The sequence below is a fragment of the Cognatishimia maritima genome (assembly GCF_900129685.1).
GTDB classification, from domain to species: Bacteria; Pseudomonadota; Alphaproteobacteria; order Rhodobacterales; family Rhodobacteraceae; genus Cognatishimia; species Cognatishimia maritima.
The window spans coordinates 27,382-48,640 of record NZ_FQWM01000004.1 but is presented as its reverse complement, the minus strand read 5'-3'; the positions used below and the strand labels follow the sequence as shown (position 1 = coordinate 48,640).

27 protein-coding genes are annotated in these 21,259 nt (G+C 56.2%); 11 read left to right on the top strand and 16 right to left on the bottom strand.

Features of this window, described 5'->3' with window-relative positions; all coding sequences use genetic code 11:
* Positions 1-25 precede the first annotated feature (25 nt).
* The 4 genes from BUA39_RS10095 (at position 26) to BUA39_RS10080 (ending at position 2,227) form a co-directional block, all read left to right on the top strand.
* Positions 26-370, top strand: coding sequence for a YbaB/EbfC family nucleoid-associated protein (locus BUA39_RS10095; protein WP_072793090.1), 345 nt, complete (start codon positions 26-28; stop codon positions 368-370).
* Between the two features lie 79 nt (positions 371-449).
* A complete protein-coding gene (gene recR / locus BUA39_RS10090; RefSeq protein WP_072793089.1) occupies positions 450-1,040 on the top strand; it encodes a recombination mediator RecR in 591 nt (196 codons plus the stop codon).
* Between the two features lie 121 nt (positions 1,041-1,161).
* Positions 1,162-1,794, top strand: a complete 633-nt coding sequence (locus BUA39_RS10085; protein ID WP_165610519.1) for a DUF2306 domain-containing protein — start codon at positions 1,162-1,164, stop codon at positions 1,792-1,794.
* 49 nt (positions 1,795-1,843) lie between these two features.
* The gene (locus tag BUA39_RS10080; RefSeq protein WP_072793087.1) at positions 1,844-2,227 is read left to right on the top strand and encodes a VOC family protein; all 384 of its coding nucleotides are present in this window, start codon (positions 1,844-1,846) and stop codon (positions 2,225-2,227) included.
* A 64-nt stretch (positions 2,228-2,291) separates the two neighbouring features.
* On the opposite strand, the gene BUA39_RS10075 is transcribed toward BUA39_RS10080, so the two are convergent.
* Positions 2,292-3,059, bottom strand: coding sequence for a DUF1013 domain-containing protein (locus tag BUA39_RS10075; protein ID WP_072793086.1), 768 nt, complete (start codon positions 3,057-3,059; stop codon positions 2,292-2,294).
* A gap of 133 nt (positions 3,060-3,192) precedes the next feature.
* On the opposite strand from BUA39_RS10075, the gene BUA39_RS10070 reads away from it, so the two are divergent.
* Positions 3,193-3,831, top strand: a complete 639-nt coding sequence (locus tag BUA39_RS10070) for a ribonuclease T2 family protein (protein WP_072793085.1) — start codon at positions 3,193-3,195, stop codon at positions 3,829-3,831.
* Positions 3,832-3,896: 65 nt separating this feature from the next.
* Here the strand turns inward: BUA39_RS10070 and BUA39_RS10065 are convergent, their stop codons facing one another.
* Positions 3,897-4,877, bottom strand: coding sequence for an NAD(P)H-quinone oxidoreductase (locus BUA39_RS10065; RefSeq protein ID WP_072793084.1), 981 nt, complete (start codon positions 4,875-4,877; stop codon positions 3,897-3,899).
* Positions 4,878-4,902: 25 nt separating this feature from the next.
* The gene (locus tag BUA39_RS10060) at positions 4,903-5,574 is read right to left on the bottom strand and encodes a COQ9 family protein (RefSeq protein WP_072793083.1); all 672 of its coding nucleotides are present in this window, start codon (positions 5,572-5,574) and stop codon (positions 4,903-4,905) included.
* A 112-nt stretch (positions 5,575-5,686) separates the two neighbouring features.
* Here BUA39_RS10060 and rpsU point away from each other — a divergent pair, with 112 nt between their 5' ends.
* Complete coding sequence (gene rpsU / locus BUA39_RS10055; protein ID WP_005614280.1) at positions 5,687-5,893, top strand: 30S ribosomal protein S21; 207 nt, start codon at positions 5,687-5,689, stop codon at positions 5,891-5,893.
* A gap of 183 nt (positions 5,894-6,076) precedes the next feature.
* On the top strand, positions 6,077-6,934 hold the full coding sequence (yghU, locus tag BUA39_RS10050) for a glutathione-dependent disulfide-bond oxidoreductase (RefSeq protein WP_072793082.1): 858 nt from the start codon (positions 6,077-6,079) through the stop codon (positions 6,932-6,934).
* On the opposite strand, the gene BUA39_RS10045 is transcribed toward yghU, so the two are convergent.
* Positions 6,935-7,393 carry an Lrp/AsnC family transcriptional regulator gene (locus tag BUA39_RS10045; protein ID WP_072793290.1) on the bottom strand — a complete coding sequence of 153 codons (459 nt, stop codon included), beginning with the start codon at positions 7,391-7,393 and terminating at the stop codon, positions 6,935-6,937.
* A gap of 139 nt (positions 7,394-7,532) precedes the next feature.
* On the opposite strand from BUA39_RS10045, the gene ald reads away from it, so the two are divergent.
* Complete coding sequence (gene ald, locus BUA39_RS10040) at positions 7,533-8,651, top strand: alanine dehydrogenase (RefSeq protein ID WP_072793081.1); 1,119 nt, start codon at positions 7,533-7,535, stop codon at positions 8,649-8,651.
* Here ald and BUA39_RS10035 read toward each other — a convergent pair whose 3' ends face one another.
* A complete protein-coding gene (locus tag BUA39_RS10035) occupies positions 8,652-9,554 on the bottom strand; it encodes a LysR family transcriptional regulator (RefSeq protein WP_072793289.1) in 903 nt (300 codons plus the stop codon).
* 99 nt (positions 9,555-9,653) lie between these two features.
* On the opposite strand from BUA39_RS10035, the gene BUA39_RS10030 reads away from it, so the two are divergent.
* Positions 9,654-9,935, top strand: a complete 282-nt coding sequence (locus BUA39_RS10030) for a DUF1330 domain-containing protein (RefSeq protein ID WP_072793080.1) — start codon at positions 9,654-9,656, stop codon at positions 9,933-9,935.
* A 45-nt stretch (positions 9,936-9,980) separates the two neighbouring features.
* Here BUA39_RS10030 and BUA39_RS10025 read toward each other — a convergent pair whose 3' ends face one another.
* Together BUA39_RS10025 and mscL are read right to left on the bottom strand one after the other, a co-directional pair.
* A complete protein-coding gene (locus tag BUA39_RS10025; protein ID WP_072793079.1) occupies positions 9,981-10,787 on the bottom strand; it encodes a mechanosensitive ion channel family protein in 807 nt (268 codons plus the stop codon).
* Positions 10,788-10,874: 87 nt separating this feature from the next.
* Positions 10,875-11,306, bottom strand: coding sequence for a large conductance mechanosensitive channel protein MscL (mscL, locus tag BUA39_RS10020; RefSeq protein WP_072793078.1), 432 nt, complete (start codon positions 11,304-11,306; stop codon positions 10,875-10,877).
* Positions 11,307-11,445: 139 nt separating this feature from the next.
* On the opposite strand from mscL, the gene BUA39_RS10015 reads away from it, so the two are divergent.
* On the top strand, positions 11,446-12,159 hold the full coding sequence (locus BUA39_RS10015; RefSeq protein WP_072793077.1) for a glutathione S-transferase family protein: 714 nt from the start codon (positions 11,446-11,448) through the stop codon (positions 12,157-12,159).
* 48 nt (positions 12,160-12,207) lie between these two features.
* Here BUA39_RS10015 and BUA39_RS10010 read toward each other — a convergent pair whose 3' ends face one another.
* Together BUA39_RS10010 and BUA39_RS10005 are read right to left on the bottom strand one after the other, a co-directional pair.
* Positions 12,208-12,657 (bottom strand): YtoQ family protein, encoded by a 450-nt coding sequence (locus tag BUA39_RS10010; RefSeq protein WP_072793076.1) that lies wholly within the window; start codon positions 12,655-12,657, stop codon positions 12,208-12,210.
* 84 nt (positions 12,658-12,741) lie between these two features.
* Positions 12,742-13,374: a class I SAM-dependent methyltransferase gene (locus BUA39_RS10005; protein ID WP_341349546.1), complete on the bottom strand. Its 633-nt coding sequence runs from the start codon at positions 13,372-13,374 to the stop codon at positions 12,742-12,744.
* A gap of 119 nt (positions 13,375-13,493) precedes the next feature.
* Between BUA39_RS10005 and BUA39_RS10000 the strand changes: the two genes are divergently transcribed.
* A complete protein-coding gene (locus BUA39_RS10000) occupies positions 13,494-14,387 on the top strand; it encodes a LysR family transcriptional regulator (RefSeq protein WP_072793075.1) in 894 nt (297 codons plus the stop codon).
* A 31-nt stretch (positions 14,388-14,418) separates the two neighbouring features.
* Here BUA39_RS10000 and pheT read toward each other — a convergent pair whose 3' ends face one another.
* From pheT to pyk, 7 genes are all read right to left on the bottom strand, one after another.
* On the bottom strand, positions 14,419-16,830 hold the full coding sequence (gene pheT / locus BUA39_RS09995) for a phenylalanine--tRNA ligase subunit beta (protein WP_072793074.1): 2,412 nt from the start codon (positions 16,828-16,830) through the stop codon (positions 14,419-14,421).
* A gap of 36 nt (positions 16,831-16,866) precedes the next feature.
* Complete coding sequence (pheS, locus tag BUA39_RS09990; protein ID WP_072793073.1) at positions 16,867-17,937, bottom strand: phenylalanine--tRNA ligase subunit alpha; 1,071 nt, start codon at positions 17,935-17,937, stop codon at positions 16,867-16,869.
* 57 nt (positions 17,938-17,994) lie between these two features.
* On the bottom strand, positions 17,995-18,735 hold the full coding sequence (locus BUA39_RS09985; protein WP_072793072.1) for a gamma-glutamylcyclotransferase: 741 nt from the start codon (positions 18,733-18,735) through the stop codon (positions 17,995-17,997).
* Positions 18,736-18,822: 87 nt separating this feature from the next.
* The gene (gene rplT / locus BUA39_RS09980; protein WP_072793071.1) at positions 18,823-19,188 is read right to left on the bottom strand and encodes a 50S ribosomal protein L20; all 366 of its coding nucleotides are present in this window, start codon (positions 19,186-19,188) and stop codon (positions 18,823-18,825) included.
* A gap of 13 nt (positions 19,189-19,201) precedes the next feature.
* The gene (gene rpmI / locus BUA39_RS09975; protein WP_072793070.1) at positions 19,202-19,402 is read right to left on the bottom strand and encodes a 50S ribosomal protein L35; all 201 of its coding nucleotides are present in this window, start codon (positions 19,400-19,402) and stop codon (positions 19,202-19,204) included.
* Positions 19,403-19,517: 115 nt separating this feature from the next.
* Positions 19,518-19,742: a hypothetical protein gene (locus BUA39_RS09970; protein ID WP_072793069.1), complete on the bottom strand. Its 225-nt coding sequence runs from the start codon at positions 19,740-19,742 to the stop codon at positions 19,518-19,520.
* A 34-nt stretch (positions 19,743-19,776) separates the two neighbouring features.
* On the bottom strand, positions 19,777-21,225 hold the full coding sequence (gene pyk / locus BUA39_RS09965; RefSeq protein ID WP_072793068.1) for a pyruvate kinase: 1,449 nt from the start codon (positions 21,223-21,225) through the stop codon (positions 19,777-19,779).
* Positions 21,226-21,259 lie beyond the last annotated feature (34 nt).

The following is a 21,259-nucleotide window of genomic DNA, read 5'->3' as shown; positions in this document are numbered from 1 at the left end:
TGAAATCCTGATCAGGAGAGACAGAATGCTCAAAGGACTGGGCCAGCTTGGCGATATGGCCAAGATGATGAAGCAAGCGCAAGAAATGCAATCCAAAGTGCAGCAGATGCAGGACGATTTGCACAATATGACCGTCGTTGGCGAAAGCGGCGCAGGGCTTGTGAAGGCGACGGCAACAGCCAAAGGCGACCTGAAGGCGCTGGATATCGACCCGTCGATCTTTGTGCCTTCTGAAAAAGAAGTCGCCGAAGACCTGATCTTGGCCGCCATCAAAGACGCGCAGGCCAAAGCAGCGGACAAGGCACAGTCTGAAATGGCCAAAATCACCGAAGGCCTCGGCCTGCCTGCGGATTTCAAACTGCCATTCTAATTTCTAAAGACGCTCCTGCTTCTTCTTTGTATAAATACTCAAAACCGGCGCAACAGATGCGCCAGAGTAGGCCCAAAGAATGAGCAGCAGCGACCTTGAAAACCTAATCGACCTAATGGCCCGCCTGCCGGGCCTCGGCCCACGCTCTGCCCGACGCGCGGTTTTGCATCTGATCCGCAAACGCGCGCTGTTGCTCACCCCACTCTCTGACGCCATGCAACGGGTTGCCGAAACCGCGCGGGAATGCCTGAACTGTGGCAATGTGGGCACGACCGACATTTGCGACATCTGCGCGGACGACGCGCGCGCGACGGGCGAACTTTGCGTGGTCGAAGACGTCGCTGACCTTTGGGCGATGGAACGCGCTGGGGTTTTCAAAGGCCGCTATCACGTGCTTGGCGGCACGCTCTCTGCGCTTGATGGCGTCGGCCCCGAAGACCTCTCGATCCCACGCCTGATCGACCGCGTCACAACAGAAAGCATCAGCGAGGTCATCCTTGCCCTGAATGCCACCGTCGATGGGCAGACCACTGCGCATTATATCGCAGACCAATTGGAGCATCAGGTGACACTATCCTCCCTCGCGCAGGGCGTCCCGATTGGCGGCGAGTTGGATTATCTGGACGAAGGCACGATCTCTGCTGCGTTGAAGGCACGCAAACAGATATAAATATTTGCATAAGCAGAATGCCATTTTAGTCAATTCTCGTATAAGTCAAACCATGAGATGTCTCTGAAAAAGGAGACAGCCCATAACACCTCTACGCAAAACCACGTGGCGTTTGCCGCTTTTGTTGATCTTGCTTGGCATCCTGCCAATCGCGGCCAGCCTCTATCGCCTCGGTGATTTGGCCATAACGGATCCAAGCACAATTGCTGATCCAGACGTCCTGCGTTTCTTCGCGGCCCCCTCCTCGATTGCAATGCATGTAGCATTTGGCAGCCTGTTTTTGATCCTTGGGGCGTTTCAGGTCTCTGCCGGGTTCCGCCGAGCACATCGGACCTTACACAAGCGCATGGGCTATCTTGCCGCCCTAAGCGCGGTTGTATTTTCGCTTTCAGGCGTCTGGATTGTGTTCACCTACGCACCGCATAGCCTTGCAAACCCATGGATCGACGTTGGCCGCGTGTTCTTTGGCACAGCCATCACCGCTTTCATCCTTCTGGGCATTTGGGCTGCGATCAGCAAAGACCTGAAAGCCCACCGCGCTTGGATGATCCGAGGCTATGCGCTGGCAGCCAGCAGCGGCATCCAAAGTTATCTCATTGCCATCGTGACCGTCATAAATGGCGCATTTGACCCCGAAATTGCGGACAGCATGATATGGTTGGGTTGGGTTATCGGGATCTTGGCCGCGGAGCGTATCATTGTTGGAAAGAGAGGCGATGGCCTGAGGCCCACCACGTCGAGCTACCGTCAATAAGTGACATGATGTTGTTCTATCAACTCAAGCAAAATGGTAGGATCACAACATGATTTTCAGATACAATATTCTCTACGTCGAAGATGTCCCCGCGACACTGAAATTCTACAAAACGGCCTTTGGGTTTGAAATCGGGTTTCTTCACGATAGCAACGACTACGGAGAGTTAGTCACCGGGGAAACCAAGCTTGCTTTCTCTGCCAAATCTCTAATGCGCAGCCTTGGTAAGACACCGGGCGAGGCTTCCTCACAAAGCCCGGTCTTCGAACTGGCCTTTGAAACAGATGACGTTGACGGGGATTTCGCCAAAGCGGTCGCGGCAGGCGCGCAGCCCGTGTCGGAACCCTCCGATCAACCTTGGGGCCAGCGTATTTCCTATGTGACGGACCCGAATGGGTTCCTGATCGAAATCTGCTCTCCGGTTGCAGGGTGACCGAACAAAAGAAAAGGCCCGCAGAAATATGCGGGCCATTGGCATGTTCGTGTAAGGCACCCGATCAAGGCTGATCGTCTTCCTCGTCATCATCATTGTTTGGCAGGCTAAAGAAACTGTCCGCATCAGAAAAGTCTTTGTCCTCTTCACGCGGATCGTCCAGATCTGAAGAATTGCCCCCGCCCAAAGTGAAGGTTTCCAGACCTTCAATGGCGGTTGGAATGCGTGGCTCTGCTTCCATCTCAAGCGATTGCTCGGTCGAGACCAGCTTACGACGCTCATCGTCGCTCATGACTTTGCCTTCGGCGGCTTGCTTTGCAGCGGCTTTCTGAACCGCAGCGTCAAGCTCTGACTGCTTACACAGGCCCAGCGCAACCGGGTCGATAGGCTGCATGTTGGAGATGTTCCAATGGGTGCGTTCCCGGATCGACTGAATGGTCGGTTTGGTTGTGCCAACCAGTTTCGCGATCTGGCCGTCAGACAGTTCCGGGTGGAATTTCACCAGCCACAGGATCGAATTCGGGCGGTCCTGACGCTTGGACAGCGGCGTATAACGCGGGCCGCGGCGTTTTTCTTCGCCGACGGCCGCTGCATTAAACTTCAGTTTCAGCTTGTGCTGTGTGTTGCCCTCTGCGGCGTCAATCTCGTCCTGGGTCAGCTGGTTGTTGGCAACCGGATCAAATCCTTTTACGCCCGCCGCCACATCGCCATCTGCGATGCCTTGAATTTCCAACTCGTGCATACCCACGAAGTCCGCAATCTGCTTGAAGCTGATTGTGGTGTTATCGACCAACCACACAGCGGTGGCTTTTGCCATAATCGGTTTCGCCATTTTGGCCTCCTAGAATACAGTTGTCCCCTCGCCAGACTTTCGGTCTGACGGCATCCTTTGGGGGGATGCGGGTTTCCGTTGTAGGGGAACTTGGAGCCGATATAGTGCGGCTGGCGAAAAAAGGAAAGAGTGAATGCGGTTTCTGCGATCAGCCTTGCTGGCAATTGCCTGCGCAACACATGCGTCAGCTGAAGGCGAGAAGGCGGGCGTGTTTGACTACTATGTCTTGGCGCTCAGTTGGTCGCCAAATTGGTGCGCCATCGAAGGTGACGCGAAACAGTCGCCGCAATGTAACCCGCGCGAAGATCACGGATGGATTCTCCATGGCCTTTGGCCGCAGTATCATCAAGGCTGGCCCAGCTATTGCCGTAGCAGCGAACGCGCGCCGTCTCGCCGCATGACGGCAGAGATGGCAGACATCATGGGCACCTCAGGTCTCGCGTGGCATCAGTGGAAAAAACACGGCACATGTTCAGGGCTCTCGGCTGAGGCCTATTATGATCACTCCCGCAACGCCTATACCGCCATCCAAAGGCCGCAAATATTCAGGAAACTCACCGCACCGGTTCGCCTTCCCGCGCAGCTCATTGAAGAAGCATTTCTAAAGGAAAACCCGCAGCTCACAGCAGACAGTGTGACGATCACATGCAAACAAGGTCACATTCAGGAAGCCCGTATTTGCCTTTCCAAGGCACTAGACCCCGTCCCTTGCGGGCGTGATGTGATCAAAGACTGCACCTTGACGGATGCACTCTTTGCGCCAATCCGCTAATTCACCTTTGCATAAATACTCTGGGGTGAAAGCGCGCAGCGCTGAGGGGCAAAGCCCCTGCGCAGTTACACCTTCAGAACAATCTTTCCGATATGAGCGCCACCTTCCATATGCGCGTGCGCCTTGGCTGCGTCCTCAAGCCCGAATTCGGAATCCATAACCGGCGCAATGCGACCGGCTTCCAAAAGTGGCCATACCTTTTCCAGCAGCGCCTCGGCGATTTTGGCTTTCGCCAGATCGCTTTGCGGACGCAGGGTGGAACCGGTGATGGTCAAACGCCGCAGCATCACCTGCGCAAAGTTCAGTTCTACTTTTGGGCCTTGCAGGAATCCGATTTGGACCAAACGGCCCTCAGTTGCCAGCGCTTTGACGTTGCGCGGCAGGTAGTCCCCGCCGACCATATCGAGGATCAGGTTGGCCCCGCCCTCTGCCTTTAGCACCTCAACAAAATCTGCCTCCCGGTAATTCACCGCCTGCTCAGCCCCAAGCTGCAGGCAAACCGCACATTTTTCTGCGCTGCCCGCCGTTGCAAAGACCCGCGCACCCAAGGCATTGGCCAACTGGATTGCCGTCGTGCCAATCCCGGAACTGCCACCGTGCACCAAGAATCGCTCGCCTGCTTGCAGGCCCCCGCGATCAAAGACGTTGCTCCAGACGGTGAAAAAGGTTTCCGGCAGACACGCCGCTTCGCGCAGGCCCATGCCCTCCGGGACCGGCAGGCAATGCGCCGCCGGGGTCAGCACATACTCGGCATAGCCCCCGCCCGGCAGCAATGCGCAAACCGCGTCGCCCTCTTTCCAATCCGTCACATTTGGGCCAACAGCCGCAATTGTACCGGCGGCCTCCAACCCCGGCAGCGGGCTGGCCGAGGCAGGCGGGCGATAAAGCCCCGCGCGCTGCAGCGCATCAGGCCGATTGACCCCGGCATAGGCCACTTTGATCAGTACCTCACCCGCCCCCGGTGTCGGGATCGGCTGCTCACAGGGGCGCAACACATCCGGTCCACCCGGCTCAGAGATTTCAATCGCGCGCATGAGATCGCTCATAGTTTGCCTACCTTGTCTTGAGAATTCAGTCGTTCCAACGTCCCGGCATCGGGGGCGTTTTCTCGGGGGCCTTCACGCGGCCAAGCGCGACTAAGGGACCCGCCATGATCTTTGCAAAAGGGCTTTTGTTGAAAGCCGCCTTGGCTTTTTCAAACTGCATAACGTTGTCGATGCGACGATCCAGAAAGGCCCATGTGTCGGCATGGGCTTCGCTCTCATCGCCAAGCCAATACAACACGGTTGAACCGTAAACCGCAGACAGAGTTGCCCGCTTTGAATACCAGTTGATATCATCTGACGTATCGCCCAATGCGGTCCAGATCGCATCTGCTGTGCCCCAAATCAGCTTTGTGCCCGTCGCCGCATGTTGGGGCAACGCGAAAAGCGTCGTGCCGCGCCGCACGACCTCTTTGTCGTCGCAAAGCTCCAACCGCGTTTTCACTGCAAAAGCTACGCGATCCCGGAATCGCATGTCACTCAGATCTGCGGCTTCTAACGCCGCACGCATCTGCACATCCCCACGTTCATGGAAAGCCACGGCGAGATCGACAGCGCCACGTGGGCATACGGCCTTTGCAACCGTTGGGTTGACGTCGGCATCCACGACAGCGGCCTCAAATGTCTCATCGCTCCAGCCGTCAAAGGCCACATGCGGCAAAGCAGCATCAACCAGTTGCATCTTAATTGTGTCGCTCATGGTCGCTCTCCCGATGGTTCGCGGCATACTAGACAGAAGATAATGCCTTTGCTATAGGGGCGGTTCCTGCAATCTTATTGCAACTTCAACTTAGAAAGGTGGTGAAAACCACATGCAGGTTAGTGTTCGCGACAACAACGTCGATCAGGCGCTTCGTGCCCTGAAGAAAAAGCTACAGCGTGAAGGTGTCTTCCGTGAAATGAAGCTCAAGCAACATTTCGAGAAGCCGTCTGAGAAAAAAGCGCGTGAGAAAGCTGAAGCGATCCGCCGTGCCCGTAAATTGGCACGTAAGAAAGCCCAGCGCGAAGGTCTGCTCTAAGCAGGTCCAGCTTGGACACACAAGAATTGACGACCCCCAAGGTGAAAATCTTGGGGGTTTGTCGTTTCTAGCAAGCAAAACTTATTTTCCAAGTCAGAAGGCCGATCACGTTTTCGGGACTCGGTTTGACCTTCGCGCCTGCAGCACTAGGTTGCTTTGGACTGTGAAACACAAGGCTGACTGATAACTGACACCTACACCCCGCCCAAAGTCTGGACATGGGAGCAGAAAAATGGTGGCGAATTCGCCAGCATCAACCGCCCGATTTCTGGCGCGACACATGAAAAAGTGTTGCCCAAGGGAAAACACCCGCTGCAGCTTTATTCACTGGCAACACCCAATGGCGTGAAGGTCACGGTGATGCTCGAAGAGTTGCTTGCGCTGGGGCACAGCGGTGCCGAATATGACGCTTGGGTGATCAAAATCGGAGACGGTGACCAGTTTGGCAGCGGCTTTGTCGAAGTAAACCCGAACTCCAAAATTCCAGCACTGCTCGACACTGAAACGGATCAGCGAGTGTTCGAATCGGGCTCTATCCTGCTGTATTTGGCTGAGAAGTTTGGCGCATTGCTGCCCACCGACATCGCAGGTCGGACTGAGACGCTGAACTGGCTTTTCTGGCAAATGGGCAGCGCGCCTTATTTGGGCGGCGGATTTGGTCACTTCTATGCCTACGCACCAGAGAAATGGCAGTACCCCATTGATCGCTTCGCGATGGAGGCCAAGCGTCAGTTGGATGTGCTAGACCGGCAGTTGGCTGACAAGGCTTTCATTGCTGGCGAAGACTATACAATCGCAGATATCGCGATTTGGTCTTGGTATGGGCAGTTGGTTCTGGGCCGGCTTTACAGCGCCGCAGAGTTCCTTGATGTCGAAAGCTACACGAATGTGATGCGGTGGGCCAAAGAGATCGACGCGCGCCCTGCCGTACAGCGCGGGCGTATGGTCAACCGAATTTCGGGCGACCCGCATCTCCAATTGCGCGAGCGTCATGACGCGCGTGATTTTGACGCGCAAACACAGGACAAGATTGCGGTCTGATCAGACGGGCAAAGCTGTGGTTTTGAAAACGGTACGCAGAGCAAAGGAACTTTGCATCTGCGCCACCCCCGGCAGCCGTGCCAAATACTGGCGGTGAATGCGCGCGAAGTCTTCGGTGTTTTCGGCGACAACTTTCAGGATGTAATCGGCTGTTCCGGCCATCAGATGGCATTCCAAGACGTCGGGAATACGCGCGACCGCTTTTTCAAAGGCCTCAAGGACCTCATCCGCCTGACCTGACAGCGTGATTTCCACAAAAACAGTGGTCGGCACTTTCATTTTGCGCGCGTCCAGCAGCGCGACATAGTTGCGGATATAGCCGTCTTTCTCCAATCTATGTACGCGCCGGTGGCAGGCTGAGGGCGACAGATTCACCGCCTCTGACAGGTCTGCGTTCGAAATACGGCCCTGTTGCTGAAGTACCTTCAATATTCGACGATCCGTTTCATCAATCGACATTTTTGTGAATCCTTTTGCAGACATTGACATCATAGTCGAAGATTCTTCGATCTGCACATGTAAATAATGGAGAAAAAAGCAGCAAATATGTCGCAAATGGCGCCATTCTATTCCCATCGATTTAACGGGGAAGAGACAAATGAAAATCGGTTGCCCAACAGAAATTAAACCTCAGGAATTCCGCGTCGGTATGACACCAGATGCGGCCCGTGAGGCTGTGAACCATGGCCACTCTGTGGTCATTCAACGTGGTGCAGGCCTTGGGGCTGGCTTCATGGACGAAGACTATGAAGCTGCCGGTGCGGTGCTGCTGGATACGGCAGAAGAGCTTTTTGCCACCGCAGACATGATCGTGAAGGTGAAAGAGCCGCAGGCGGTTGAGCGCAAGATGCTGCGCGAAGGTCAGTTGCTGTTCACCTACCTGCACCTCGCGCCCGATCCTGCGCAAACCCACGATCTGCTGGAAAGTGGCTGCACTGCGATTGCCTATGAAACGGTAACCGATGATCGGGGTGGTCTGCCCCTGCTGGCCCCAATGTCCGAAGTTGCGGGGCGTTTGGCCCCTCAGGTGGGTGCCTACACCCTGCAAAAGGCCAATGGTGGTCGCGGCGTCCTGATGGGCGGCGTACCTGGTGTGGCCCCAGCGAAAGTTGTCGTCATTGGTGGTGGTGTCGTAGGCACCCACGCGGCCAAAATCGCGGCAGGTATGGGTGCCGATGTGACGGTTCTGGACCGCTCATTGCCGCGTCTGAAATACCTTGATGACGTCTTTGGCGGCACCTTCAAGAACCAATACTCCACTGCGGGCGCGACGGCGAAGCTGGTGCGCGAAGCGGATATGGTTATCGGCGCGGTTCTTATTCCGGGCGCGGCAGCGCCAAAGCTGATTACGCGCGAGCAACTGTCCGAGATGAAACCCGGCGCAGTGCTTGTGGACGTTGCCATCGACCAAGGCGGCTGTTTTGAGACCTCCAAAGCGACCACCCACGCTGATCCAATCTACGAAGTCGACGGGATCATGCACTACTGCGTGGCCAACATGCCGGGCGCAGTGGCACGTACTTCGACACAAGCGCTTGGAAACGCAACGCTGCCTTTCATGCTTTCGCTAGCGGACAAAGGCTGGCGTCAGGCCTGCGAAGACGATCCGCACCTACTGAATGGCCTGAACGTGCATGCAGGTAAGCTGACCTACTACGCCGTCGGTAAGGCGCTCGGGCTGGACGTACTGGCCCCATCGCTGGCGCTGAAAATTTAACTAGTCAAGGACGGGGTGCTTCGGCGCCCCTTCTTTTGCCTCTCCCTGAAACAGCGGCTTTAGGTCCAGAAGCCGCTGCGTCACAAAATCTAGAAAGACTCGAATCCGGGGAACGTCGCGAAGGTCCGCATGGGTCAGCACCCAAAGTGGCAGTTGCGCAAAGAGCGGCATATTCGGAACCCGCGCCAAATCCGGATCGCTATCCCCTAAAAAACACGCCAGCCGTGTTGCCCCAATCCCAGCGCGCACAGCCCCAATTGCAGCGGACTTGTCATCCACGGTAAGCTTGGGTCTCAAAGGCCTGACTGCTTTGACTTCCGCAGGTGGACCCGGCCAATGGGCGAACCTGATCCAATCCAAAGGTGCATCTGCACCCGGATCATTCTCAAGAAACTTTTTGGACGCAAAAACCGCCCCACGCTGTTCAAACAGCCGACGCCCTACCAACGCTTCTGGTGGATCTTTTGAAAACCTGATCGCAACATCTGCCTCACGTCGCGCAAGGTTCAACGATGTGTTTGTCGCGATCAATTCGATTTTGATTTCGGGATAGAGCGCCGAAAAATCCCTCACAATCTCTGCGAGGCAGAACTGAAACAACAACTGCGATGCTGTCACTCGCAACGTCCCGCGCAACTCGGTATCCCGCGCACCAATCTGGCGACAGAGGTCATCCTGCAGAGCCTCCATCATTTCAGCAGTTTTCACCGCATCCAAGCCCGCCTCGGTCGGCACATAGCCGCTTGGCAGCCGGTCAAACAGGCGCGCGCCCAGCGCTTCTTCGGCAGCAGCAATACGCCGTGCCACCGTCGCGTGATTGACCCCAAGCGAACGCGCCGCACCGCTGGTGCCCCCGTGCCGCGCGCACTCCAAAACAAAACGGAGATCGTTCCAATCAAGCATGCCATGATCATATCTGCACATGACGGTCGCATCAATGATCGTTTTTGAACAAATGACATGGACCTAATGTCGCCTCAGCAGACTCAATAGGAGACGACGATGACGGCTTATGCGCTCGTAACATTAAATGTAACAGATGAAGAGACTTTTTCTGCCTACCGCGAGGCCGCAGGTCCTGCCATGGCTAAGCATGGCGCAACACCACTTTCTGTGTCCCGAGAAGCGACGGTGATTGAGGGAGATGACCCTGCCCCAAATGTGACCGTCATTTTGCAATTCGAAGATAGGGAAGCCGCGCAGGGCTGGATCAGCGACTCAGAGATCGCGCACGTGCATGAGATGCGGAAAGCCTCTGGGGCCTCCAAGATCATCTTGATGTAGCGAAATGGGGCGGGCCGCCCCTCATCGGCCCGCCCACTTGGCAGATCAAGCTTGGCGCTTGACCTCCACCGTATGTGGATAAGGGATTGTGATCCCTTCTTTGTCAAAGGCTTCTTTCACGCTTTGCGTCAGTCCGAACTTCAGCTCAAAATAGTCCGCAGCTTCGCACCAGAGGCGTGTCGTGATGTCGACAGAACTGTCTCCAAGGTTCGTCACACGCACCCAAGGTTCAGGATCAGACATGACATACTCATTTTCAGCGGCCAGTTGCAGAATGATCGCCTTGGCCTTTTCGATGTCGTCGCCGTAGTCGATGCCAAACGTGAGATCGCAGCGGCGTGTTTCGTGATGCGAGAAATTGGTGATCACGGCGCCCCACGCCTGCCCATTGGGCACGATGATCTGAACGTTGTCAGGAGTCGCAAGTTCGGTGACAAAAAGATTGATGTCCTTCACGGTGCCCGCCGCACCGGCGATGTCCACATATTGGCCCAGCTTATAGGGGCGGAAGATGATCAGCATAAAGCCAGCCGCCAGATCAGACAGGGTGCCCTGCAACGCCATGCCGATGGCCAAAGTCGCGGCACCCAGAATGGCAACAAGGCTGGTCGCCTGAATGCCGAAAAGCCCAAGCACGGTGATCGCGACGATAATCAGAATGACCCAGCGCGCAACAGAGGCGACAAAGCTGCCAATCGTGTCGTCAATTTTCGCGCTGGCGATGGTTTTCTTGCGGATCAAGCGACTGACCATACCGGCGATGCTCCAGCCGACGATCAGCACCAAAAGCGCTTTCACGGCGTTGATGATCAGATCACTCTGATCCATCGCGAAATCCCAAATCATGTCCATTATCATTACCCCAGTGACAATAAGAAGGGTCGGGAAGGACCCGACCCTATGGTGTTCGTTCCAAGCGCAGCAATTGCGCCTGCGCCATTATTTTTTCAACGCATCGCGAATTTCAAGCAAGACGTCCAGTTCAGTTGGCCCCGCAGGCGCTTCTTCGGCTGGAGTTTCTTCCTTTGCGACGGCCGCGTCTTTCACTTTGTTGACGTAGCGCACCAACATGAAAACCACAAATGCGATCATCAAAAAGTTGATCACAGCCATAATAAAGGCCCCATGCGCAAAGACGGCGGCACCGGCTTCGCGCGCGGCGTCCAGGGTGGCGTCCTCAGGCACGTCTCCCGACAGAACCATGTAGCTGTTGGTAAAGTCGATCCCACCGGTGAAAAGCCCGATGATGGGATTGATCAAATCGTCCACCATGGATTTCACAATAGCGGTAAAGGCCGCCCCGACGATGATACCAACGGCCATATCCATGACGTTGCCCTTGGCAATGAATGCTTTGAATTCCTGAAACACGATTGTCCCCTCTTGTCCCGTTTACGCTGCGCAAACACTCTGCGCCGCTGCACAGTAACGCGCAGATTTCCGCACGCAAAGCCCACTCAAGCAGTGGGTGCCCACTTCATATCTATTCCGTAACAGAAAGGACGGTCTCATGACCCATATGCCAAGCTTCCCCATCACCCAACGATGGCCCGCAACCCAACCGGAGGTGCTGCAGCTTTATAGCTACCCAACGCCAAATGGCGTGAAGATTTCAATCGCGCTTGAGGAACTGGGAATCCCCTATGAGGCGCATCTGGTGACCTTGGCGGACTCAGACGTGAAAAGCGCAGAGTTCCTTAGCCTCAATCCCAACAACAAAATCCCGGCCATCATTGACCCCAATGGGCCTGATGGCGCGCCCTTGGCACTTTTTGAAAGCGGCGCGATCCTGCTTTATCTTGCCGAGAAGACCGGCAAACTTATAGGCGAAACCGCTGCGGACAAGGCGCATGTGACCCAATGGCTGATGTTCCAGATGGGCGGCGTTGGCCCGATGTTTGGGCAGCTAGGATTTTTCGTAAAGTTCGCAGGGACCGAGATCGAAGACCCCCGCCCCCGAGAGCGTTATATCAACGAGGCGAAGCGCATTCTGGCCGTGATTGAGAAACAGTTGGATGGGCAAGACTGGATTGCCGGGTTGTTCTTTTCCATCGCTGACATTGCCATTGCGCCTTGGATCAAGGCGCTCAGTTTCCTCGGAGCAGAAGAAATGCTGGGACTGTCAGGCCTGCCCAATATTCTTGACTATGTAGAACGTTTCAATCAGCGCCCGTCGGTACAAATTGGAAGTGACGTGCCCATAGCACGCCCCGCAGATCGGTAACCAATTCGGCCACATCGCGGGGCAATAAGCTGCGATGTGGCCCAATCTTTAAGACGGCAAACTTCCAGTCAGTACGTAGCGCAGCATCTGCACAACCTGCTGTGGTGTCTCAGCAACGGCAAGCGCGGCAGCATCGACTTCTTTCAACGCATGTTGATGATCGGCGCTGTGCAGAACAATCAGGGATTTGCCGAGTGCCGCGGCATAGCCCGCGTCAAAAGCCGCGTTCCACTGTTTGTATTTCTCACCAAAGCGCACGACAACGACGTCGGAATCCGCAATTGCTTTGCGGGTGCGGATGGCGTTCAGATTTGCACCCTTGTGGTCGTGCCAGAACTTTTGATCTTCGGCACCCAGAATGCGAACGCCACAATCGTCGCTGGCATCGTGATCGGTCACTGGCGCGTCAAAGACCACGTCCAGACCTGCGGCACCTTCAATGATTTGTTCGCGCCAGTCAGTGTGAATTTCGCCGGACAAATAGACCTTTAATGTCATCGCTTCTCTCCTTCGGTTCAGGCGCACTATTGCCAGAACGAAGGCGAGCGTCCACCCAATACGGCCATATCATTGACGCGCGCATTAGCGCTTGCGCGCGACAATGTAGCGACGTGTCTCAGTATCGGGGAAATGACCTGCTTCGAGAATCTCAAAGCCAGCGCGCTTGATCTCTGCATCAAAATCTGGCGCTTGAAACATGCTCACGAAAGGCGCTTTTCCGAATCTTTGCATCAGGGGCAGCGCCAATCGCATTACACGATATTCAAGCTGCAGACCGCGCGTCGGTTTGACAAATGTTTTCGAGATGAATAGGCCGCCGGGTTTCAACGTCGCATAGACGGCATTCAAAACGGCGGGCAAGTCTTCGACCAGATGCAGAATATTATGCGCCAGCACCACGTCAAACGGTCCGTCAGGCAAGTCACCCGCGTCCCTTTGTTGGAAAGTGACATTATTTATGCATTGTTCCCAAGCCCGCGCGCGCCCGACCTCCAGCATCTTGTCAGAAATGTCAGTTGCAACAATTTCAGCGACGCTATCTGCCAGCAACAACGCGGTCGATCCGGTTCCGGCGCCAATCTCTAGAACGCGATCGTCCGGTTTCAGATAGCCGCGCGTCCGGTTCAACGTCTGCTCAAAACCCGCTTGGTTCTTGATCGGGGATTTCGCGTATTTCGGCGCGACACCATCCCAAAATTTTTCTGCATTCATCATCATCGTTTTCCTCAGCGAGAGCCCAGCAACGCACGCCGACTCTCTGGTCATGGGCAGAATGACGGATATGCAAAAATTAAGGAATTGCCGAAATTTGAACTTCGCTTATACAAGAATGCATGAACTCGACATTTCGACAACCCGATTGGAATCACATCCGCGCCTTTATGGCGACGGCTGAACACGGATCGCTCAGCGCAGCAGCCCGCGCCTTGGGATTAACGCAACCAACCCTCAGTCGTCAGGTTGCTGCGCTTGAGGATGAACTGGGCGTGATGCTTTTTGAACGGGTTGGGCGCTCGCTCGAGCTCACACAGACCGGGCTTGAAATGCTCGAACATACGCGCGCAATGGGGTCGGCCGTGGACCGGATTTCTTTGGCGGCTACGGGGCAGTCCCAGTCCATCGCTGGTGAGGTCAGAATCACTGCTGCTGACATCTTTTCAGCCTATATGCTGCCTCCAATTTTGAAGCCCCTGCGCGACATCGCCCCTGACCTCGGGATCGACGTCGTCGCCGCGAACGACATACGGGATCTTATGCGCCGAGAAGCGGATATCGCCCTGCGGCATGTACGCCCGGAACAGCCGGATTTGATCGCCCGGCTTGTGGCCGAACCCGAGGCGAATTTCTACGCAAGCGAAAGCTATTTGCAGCGACGTGGCACACCATCCACCATCGCTGATATGTCCGAACATGATTTCATCTCATTCGGTGACGCGGCTGAAATGCTGGGTTTCTTTGAACCTTTGGGCCTGAAACTGACCAAGGACAATTTCCGTGTCGGTTCAGAAAATGGGCTGGTGGCGTGGGAATTCTGCCGTGAAGGCTTTGGTATCGCCGTGATGGGAGACCATGTTGCGCGCAAGACCCCCGGCATGGTGCGGCTATTGCCAGATATGGCCCCTATCGTCTTTCCAATTTGGCTGGTCACCCATCGCGAATTGCACACCAGCCGAAAAATCCGACTGGTGTTTGATCATCTTGCCGAGAACCTGAAAGGCATTAAGTAGCCCCGGTCGCAAAACCGAGGCCCAAAGCGTTTTAGCCGCGCAGGCTGCCGCCGGTCGCTTTGCTGACCTTATCGATTATCTTGGCCGCCACGGCCTCGATATCTTTTTCTTTCAGCGTTTTATCGGTCGGCTGCAGACGCACGGTCACAGCGATCGACTTTTTGCCTTCGCCCATCTGTGCCTCTGCCTTTTCGCCTTTGAACTCGTCAAAGACACGCACGTCTTCGATCAAAGTCTTATCTGCGCCAGCCGCTGCGTTAACCAGTGTCAGCGCTTCGACATCGCGGTCCACAACAAAGGCAAAGTCACGTTCCACGGCCTGCAAATCGCGCAGTTCCAATGCTGGACGTGTGGCAGAAGTATTGCGCGGCATGGGGATTTCTTCGGGATAGATCGTGAAGGCCACGGCAGGACCTTTGACGTCCAGCGCCTCAAGGGTTTTTGGGTGCACTTCGCCAAAGACGGCAAGGGTTTTCTTAGGGCCAAGGCAAATACGGCCATGACGGCCCGGATGCCACCAAGCCTCCCCGCCGCGCAGGATCTGCATTTTGGCAGGCGCGCCCAATGCCGCCAGAACCGCTTCGGCATCGGCCTTTGCATCAAACAAATCAACGCCACGGCTTTCGCCATGCACATCCTTGCCAACCGTACGGCCAACCAAAAGACCTGCGATCTGCAGATGCTGCTCACCGGGTTCGCCGCCTTGGAAGGCTGCGCCCGCTTCGAACAGGGCCATATCCATGAACCCACGCGCCTGATTGCGCGCAGCCGCTTGCAAGAGGCCCGGCAACAGATCAGGGCGCATATGGCTCATCTCGCTGGAAATCGGGTTCTCCAGCATTGTCGCGTCATCGCCACCACCGAAAAGCGTCGCCGCTTTTTTGTCTATGAAGGAATAGGTGACGCATTCGTTGTAGCCCAAAGCTGCCGTGGTCCGGCGGCCAATCTGCTCGCGCTTTTGCAGCGGCGTCAGGATCGGCTGCGGTACACCAGCGGTCGCGCGTGGCATGGGTTTGCCTTCCAGCTTCGTCAGCGACGCAATCCGCGCAACTTCTTCGACCAGATCGGCCTCACCCATCACATCAGGACGCCAAGACGGCACATGCGCCATATCACCTTCCAGCACAAAACCCAGCGCCTCCAGCGTCGCGCGTTGCTGCTCGGCTGGGATTTCCATACCAACCAAAGACTGCACGCGGTCTGTATCCAGCTTATAAGCGCGGCTGACGTCAGGCACTTCACCCGCGACGACCACGTTTGATGGCTCCCCGCCGCAAAGCTCCATGATCATCGCGGTCGCCAGATCAAGCGCTTCCATGTTGAACGCCGGGTCGATGCCCCGCTCGTTGCGATAGCGCGCGTCGGAGTTGATTTTCAGCGCACGCCCCGTGGTCGCGATCTGAATGTGATCCCAAACAGCGGCTTCTAGGAAGACGTTGGTCGTTTCCTCGGTGCAGCCTGTCGACAGACCACCCATGATGCCACCGATGCTTTCGATACCGTCATCGTCAGAGATGACAACCTGCCCCGCCGAAAAGGTGTATTCTTTCTCATCCAAGCCAACGAGCGTCTCACCCCCCTCGGCGCGATGCACCCGCAGGTTGCCTCTGACTTTGTCGGCGTCAAAGACGTGCAGCGGGCGGTTGCGGTCGTAGGTGAAGAAGTTCGTAATATCTACCAAAGCAGATATCGGGCGCAGGCCGATGGCTTTCAAACGCGTTTGCAGCCATTCGGGTGACGGACCGTTTTTGACGCCTTTGATCAGACGACCCGCAAAGACGTGGCACCCATTTTCGCGTGTATCGGCGTCAATCGTGATGCCAATCGGGCTATCGAATGTGCCGGCCACATCTGCTGTTTTCGCAGGCTTCATCGTGCCCAACCCACGCGCCGCCAGATCAAGCGCAATACCGCGCACGCCCAGCGCATCCGGGCGGTTTGGCGTGATGGCGATTTCAATCACCGGATCAACCTTGGATGGGTCGTTCGCGGCCAACCAGTCAACGAACTTCTCACCGACCTCGCCGGTGGGCAGCTCGATAATGCCGTTGTGTTCGTCAGACAGTTCCAACTCACGTTCCGACGCCATCATGCCATGGCTTTCAACGCCCCGGATGTTGCCCACCTTGATGGTGATATCCAGACCGGGAATATAGCTGCCCGGCTTACACAGAACGACCGTGATGCCTTCGCGCGCGTTGGGCGCGCCGCAGACGATCTGGCTTTCGCCTTCGTCGGTCAGCACATTGCAAACCTTCAGCTTATCCGCATCCGGGTGCTTTTCCGCATGCAGAACCTTGGCGATGGTAAACTCTTTCAAGCGATCCGCCGGGTTCTGAACATCCTCAACCTCAAGACCAAGGTCGGTCAGGGCATAGAGGATATCATCAAGGCTTGCGTCGGTGTCCAGGTGATCTTTCAACCAAGAGAGAGTGAATTTCATCGGTCTGTTCCGTCAGTCAATTTCGGTTGAAGGCGATCAGCGGGTCAAACCGCCATGCAGCGTCGGTTGATCCAGCGACGCAAAGCCATAGTGGCGCAGCCAGCGTAGGTCGCTGTCAAAGAAGGCGCGTAGGTCTGGGATGCCGTATTTCAGCATGGCCAGACGGTCGATGCCGATGCCAAAGGCAAAGCCTTGGTATTCATTCGGATCAATGCCGCCCGCCTGAAGAACCTTCGGGTGCACCATGCCGGAACCCAGCACTTCGAGCCAATCGTCGCCCTCGCCCACTTTTACGGAGCCACCTTCCCAGCTGCACTGGATGTCAACTTCTGCGCCCGGTTCCACGAATGGGAAATGGGAGGCACGGAAACGGGTTTTCACAGAAGTGCCGAAGAAGGCGGTGAAGAACTCTTCCAGAACCCACTTTAAGTTCGCCATAGAGATATCTTTGTCCAGCGCCAGACCTTCGATCTGGTGGAACATCGGTGTGTGCGTCTGGTCATAATCCGCACGATACACGCGCCCCGGACAGATGATGCGGATCGGCGCGCCGAGTTTCTCCATCGACCGGATCTGCACCGGAGAGGTGTGCGTGCGCAGCACATGCGGCGGGCGGTTATCGCCTTCGGCGCGGTGGGTGTAGAAGGTGTCCATCTCCGCGCGTGCCGGGTGGTGGCCCGGAATGTTCAGCGCGTCAAAGTTATACCAGTCGGTCTCGATCTGCGGGCCTTCGGCCACGGCAAACCCCATGTCGGCGAAAATCGCGGTGACTTCTTCTGTGACCTGCGAAATCGGGTGAATGGTGCCCTGACGGCGCCCGCGGCCCGGCAGGGTCACATCGAGCCATTCGGTTTTCAGGCGCTCGTCCAAAGCCGCATCCGCCAGCGCGGCTTTCTTGGCCAACAGCGCAGAGTTGATCTCATCCTTCAGGGCGTTCAGCTTGGGCCCCATGACCTGACGCTCCTCAGGGGTCATCTTGCCAAGCTCACGCATTTTCAGCGCGATCTCGCCCTTTTTGCCTACTGCCTGAACGCGTAGCTCTTCGATGGCGGTTTCATCCGCGGCATCGGCAATCAAGCTGATATACTTGTCTCTGAGATCGTCCATCGAGGCCTCCAAACTTGTTGTCCCCTGCTACAAAGATCAGAGCATGGGTGCAAGCCGCTATGAGGCGCGATGTGCCGCTTGGTAGGCCTTTGCGGCCTCTAGCAGGGCGCAGGCATGGGGGGCGTCGATTTTTAGGGTGTGAAAATGCCGAACGAGGTTCTCGACATATTCAAAACTCGTGCCAAAACTGCCGGTGCCGGTAGCGCAAAAGTGCACCTGTTCGTCCCATGTCATGTCGCTGTCGATGATCTCTGCCTCATGGTCGACCACAAAGGTCAGCGCCTTTAGCGGACCGGCATCGGTTGTGACATCGATAAAGGCAGGTTTGTAAGCGCGCCCGACACGCTCGCGGTTCCAAAGAACCTGCGTCTCGCTTTCAATCGCCGCTTCGGTGATGCGAAAGATCAGGCCATGGCAGCCATCGCCTTGGTCCAAGGCGGCCATCACACCGGGCTGATCCTTTGTCCCGCGCCCGCCCCAGACATCCTTGACGATAAAGCGGCGCTGCCAGTGAGGCGCATGCGCGCGGCGCACCTCGGCAAAGTCAATGCCTGGGTCCCAGATCAGCGACCCATAGCCAAAGACCCACAACGCGCCATCCGGGCGCTGCCTAAGCGCGGCGCGCCGGTCGGCATCGCGTTCTGCATCCGTCAGCAGATCGGAGTCCTTTGCACCATGCTGCTTGATCATCTCAAGCAGGGCACCCGGTTTGAAGTTGCGAATGGTCGACTGCGCAGCTGGCTTGATCAGGTGCCGCAGGTTTGGGTGGTGTCGAAAGGGATCGTCGATGTCTGCCATGCCCACACAGTGCCTGAGCGGCGCGACAAGGCCAAGAAAAAACCCGCCACTAAGGCGGGTTCTTCAATCTTTGCAACGACGTGGCGCTTATGCAGCCAACGCGCCTTTTGCTTGCTCAACGATTGCTGTGAACGCTTCTGGCTCGTGTACGGCGAGGTCCGCCAGAACCTTACGGTCCACTTCGATGCCAGCCAAGTTCAGGCCGTTGATGAATTTGGAATATGTCAGTGCTTCGTCATGCGCACGCACAGCCGCATTGATACGTTGAATCCACAGCGCGCGGAAATTGCGCTTGCGGTTCTTACGGTCGCGGGTTGCGTACTGGTTTGCCTTGTCGACCGCTTGAGACGCGACCTTGAAGGTGTTCTTGCGACGGCCGTAGTAGCCTTTCGCTTGTTTGACGATTTTCTTGTGACGGGCGTGGGTTACGGTACCACCTTTAACGCGGGACATGGTTCAGAGCTCCTTAGCGTGCGTACGGCATGTATGATTTAACGATCTTCGCATCTGGCGCAGACAGAGTTGTCGTGCCGCGTGCATCGCGCAGGAATTTGTTTGTGCGCTTGATCATACCGTGACGCTTACCTGCTTGGCCTGCTTTGACCTTGCCGCTTGCTGTCACTTTAAAGCGCTTTTTGGCGCTCGATTTGGTCTTCATCTTAGGCATTTCCGTCTCCTTCGTAGTCGTCGGTACAAACGCGACTCGGCATGCCACTCAGCCGGACGCGCGGATAGAGGCGCCGTATACGCCCGAAGTTCCAATCCTGCAAGAGGATTCGATGCTAATTTATGAGGCTTGCGATCTGCCTGATGACCACCGCGGGTATGTCGCTGGCCACATAGCCGCCGGGCTTGGTGGAAAACGCCCAGACAATTGCACAGCCTGCCAGAAGAATGCTTAGCGAGGACGCCCGTGTCGAGCGTCCATCCGCCATGGCAGCCAATAATGCTGGTACGGAAAAAACCGCCAGAAAAAGGCCAATCGTTAAAACAGTATCCGCGTTCATCTTGCCCTCCGAAGGAAAGGTAGATGCGCAGATATTACTCCGGATCGGTGGCCGAAATCAAACTTTCATCACATGGCGCGACGCGAATGATGTTGGTCGAGCCCGGAATGTTGAAAGGGACACCCGCAGTAACAACGACCTGATCCGTGCTTTTCGACATGCCCAAGCGCTTGGCGGCTCCAACTGCAGCAAGCACAGCCGCCTTAAAGCGGTCCAGCTCGCTTGTTGTCACACAGGTGGTTCCCCATGTCAGGGCCAAGCGGCGCGCGGTGCGCAACCGGCTGGTCAAAGCGATGATCGGAACACGCGGACGTTCGCGCGCAACTTTCAGCGCCGTTGTACCTGATTGGCTAAAGCAACAGATTGCGCTGATTTCCGTGGTCTCTGCAATTTCACGTGCTGCAGAAACAATCGCGTCTGCAACTGTTTCGCCACGGCTAGAGCGGGAGGCCTCGATAATTTCGCGGTAGGTGTCGTCGCTTTCAACTTCTTGGGCGACGTTGTTCATCGTTGTGACGGCTTCAATCGGGTAAGAGCCGGCCGCAGATTCCGCAGACAACATGATCGCGTCAGCACCTTCGTAAATCGCAGTTGCGACGTCAGAGACTTCTGCGCGGGTTGGCATTGGGCTTTCGATCATGCTTTCCAGCATCTGAGTTGCCACAATCACCGGCTTGGCGGCGCGGCGGCAGCGGCGCACGAGGCGTTTTTGGATCGGGGGCACGTTCTGCACAGGCAGCTCAACACCCAGATCGCCACGCGCAACCATGATGCCATCAGAGACCTCAAGGATTTCTTCAAAGTTCTCAACCGCCGTTGGCTTTTCAATCTTGGACAGAACCGCCGCACGTCCACGCACCATTTCGCGGGCTTCAAGCACGTCGGCAGGGCGCTGAACGAAGGACAGTGCCAGCCAATCGACGCCGAGTTCGCAAACGAACTCAAGATCTTTCTTGTCTTTGGGCGACAACGCGGCCAGCGGAAGAACCACGTCTGGCACGTTCACGCCTTTGCGGTTCGAAATGCGCCCACCGGTCACAACAATACAGTTCGCGAAATCTGTACCGCATTCTTCGACACGCAGGCGGATCTTGCCGTCGTTAACCAACAAGTGTGCACCGGGCTTCAGCGCTGCAAAAATCTCTGGATGCGGCAGGTTCACACGATTGATGTCTCCAGCGGCATCATCCAAGTCCATACGGAACTTTTCACCTTCAACGAGGTCTTCACCCTCGTCCTTGGCAAAGACTCCGACGCGCAGCTTGGGGCCCTGAAGGTCCGCGAGAATGGCAATGGGGCTTGCCAGTTCGGCTTCAACTTTGCGAATGATATCGTGCTTGACCTTGATCTCATCATGGCTGCCGTGGCTCATGTTCAGGCGAAAAACGTCCGCTCCGGCTTCGTGCAATGCACGGATTGTTTCGTAAGTTTCTGAAGCTGGGCCGAGCGTGGCCACGATCTTTACGTTTCTCTGACGTCTCATGTCTTTCTGCCCCCTGGAGCTGGAATGTTACCGC

Excerpts from the sequence above, each read along its gene's own strand:
- BUA39_RS10065 (WP_072793084.1), bottom strand. The coding sequence starts at position 4,877 with ATGAGCGATCTCATGCGCGCGATTGAAATCTCTGAGCCGGGTGGACCG.
- recR (WP_072793089.1), top strand. The coding sequence starts at position 450 with ATGAGCAGCAGCGACCTTGAAAACCTAATCGACCTAATGGCCCGCCTG.
- rpsU (WP_005614280.1), top strand. The coding sequence starts at position 5,687 with ATGCAGGTTAGTGTTCGCGACAACAACGTCGATCAGGCGCTTCGTGCC.
- BUA39_RS10045 (WP_072793290.1), bottom strand. The coding sequence starts at position 7,393 with ATGTCGATTGATGAAACGGATCGTCGAATATTGAAGGTACTTCAGCAA.
- BUA39_RS10080 (WP_072793087.1), top strand. The coding sequence starts at position 1,844 with ATGATTTTCAGATACAATATTCTCTACGTCGAAGATGTCCCCGCGACA.
- BUA39_RS10015 (WP_072793077.1), top strand. The coding sequence starts at position 11,446 with ATGACCCATATGCCAAGCTTCCCCATCACCCAACGATGGCCCGCAACC.
- BUA39_RS10030 (WP_072793080.1), top strand. The coding sequence starts at position 9,654 with ATGACGGCTTATGCGCTCGTAACATTAAATGTAACAGATGAAGAGACT.
- BUA39_RS09985 (WP_072793072.1), bottom strand. The coding sequence starts at position 18,735 with ATGGCAGACATCGACGATCCCTTTCGACACCACCCAAACCTGCGGCAC.
- BUA39_RS10035 (WP_072793289.1), bottom strand. The coding sequence starts at position 9,554 with ATGCTTGATTGGAACGATCTCCGTTTTGTTTTGGAGTGCGCGCGGCAC.
- BUA39_RS10025 (WP_072793079.1), bottom strand. The coding sequence starts at position 10,787 with ATGGACATGATTTGGGATTTCGCGATGGATCAGAGTGATCTGATCATC.
- pyk (WP_072793068.1), bottom strand. The coding sequence starts at position 21,225 with ATGAGACGTCAGAGAAACGTAAAGATCGTGGCCACGCTCGGCCCAGCT.
- rpmI (WP_072793070.1), bottom strand. The coding sequence starts at position 19,402 with ATGCCTAAGATGAAGACCAAATCGAGCGCCAAAAAGCGCTTTAAAGTG.
- pheT (WP_072793074.1), bottom strand. The coding sequence starts at position 16,830 with ATGAAATTCACTCTCTCTTGGTTGAAAGATCACCTGGACACCGACGCA.
- ald (WP_072793081.1), top strand. The coding sequence starts at position 7,533 with ATGAAAATCGGTTGCCCAACAGAAATTAAACCTCAGGAATTCCGCGTC.
- BUA39_RS10075 (WP_072793086.1), bottom strand. The coding sequence starts at position 3,059 with ATGGCGAAACCGATTATGGCAAAAGCCACCGCTGTGTGGTTGGTCGAT.
- BUA39_RS09970 (WP_072793069.1), bottom strand. The coding sequence starts at position 19,742 with ATGAACGCGGATACTGTTTTAACGATTGGCCTTTTTCTGGCGGTTTTT.
- BUA39_RS10060 (WP_072793083.1), bottom strand. The coding sequence starts at position 5,574 with ATGAGCGACACAATTAAGATGCAACTGGTTGATGCTGCTTTGCCGCAT.
- BUA39_RS10010 (WP_072793076.1), bottom strand. The coding sequence starts at position 12,657 with ATGACATTAAAGGTCTATTTGTCCGGCGAAATTCACACTGACTGGCGC.
- pheS (WP_072793073.1), bottom strand. The coding sequence starts at position 17,937 with ATGGACGATCTCAGAGACAAGTATATCAGCTTGATTGCCGATGCCGCG.
- BUA39_RS10000 (WP_072793075.1), top strand. The coding sequence starts at position 13,494 with ATGAACTCGACATTTCGACAACCCGATTGGAATCACATCCGCGCCTTT.
- rplT (WP_072793071.1), bottom strand. The coding sequence starts at position 19,188 with ATGTCCCGCGTTAAAGGTGGTACCGTAACCCACGCCCGTCACAAGAAA.
- BUA39_RS10095 (WP_072793090.1), top strand. The coding sequence starts at position 26 with ATGCTCAAAGGACTGGGCCAGCTTGGCGATATGGCCAAGATGATGAAG.
- BUA39_RS10070 (WP_072793085.1), top strand. The coding sequence starts at position 3,193 with ATGCGGTTTCTGCGATCAGCCTTGCTGGCAATTGCCTGCGCAACACAT.
- BUA39_RS10005 (WP_341349546.1), bottom strand. The coding sequence starts at position 13,374 with ATGATGAATGCAGAAAAATTTTGGGATGGTGTCGCGCCGAAATACGCG.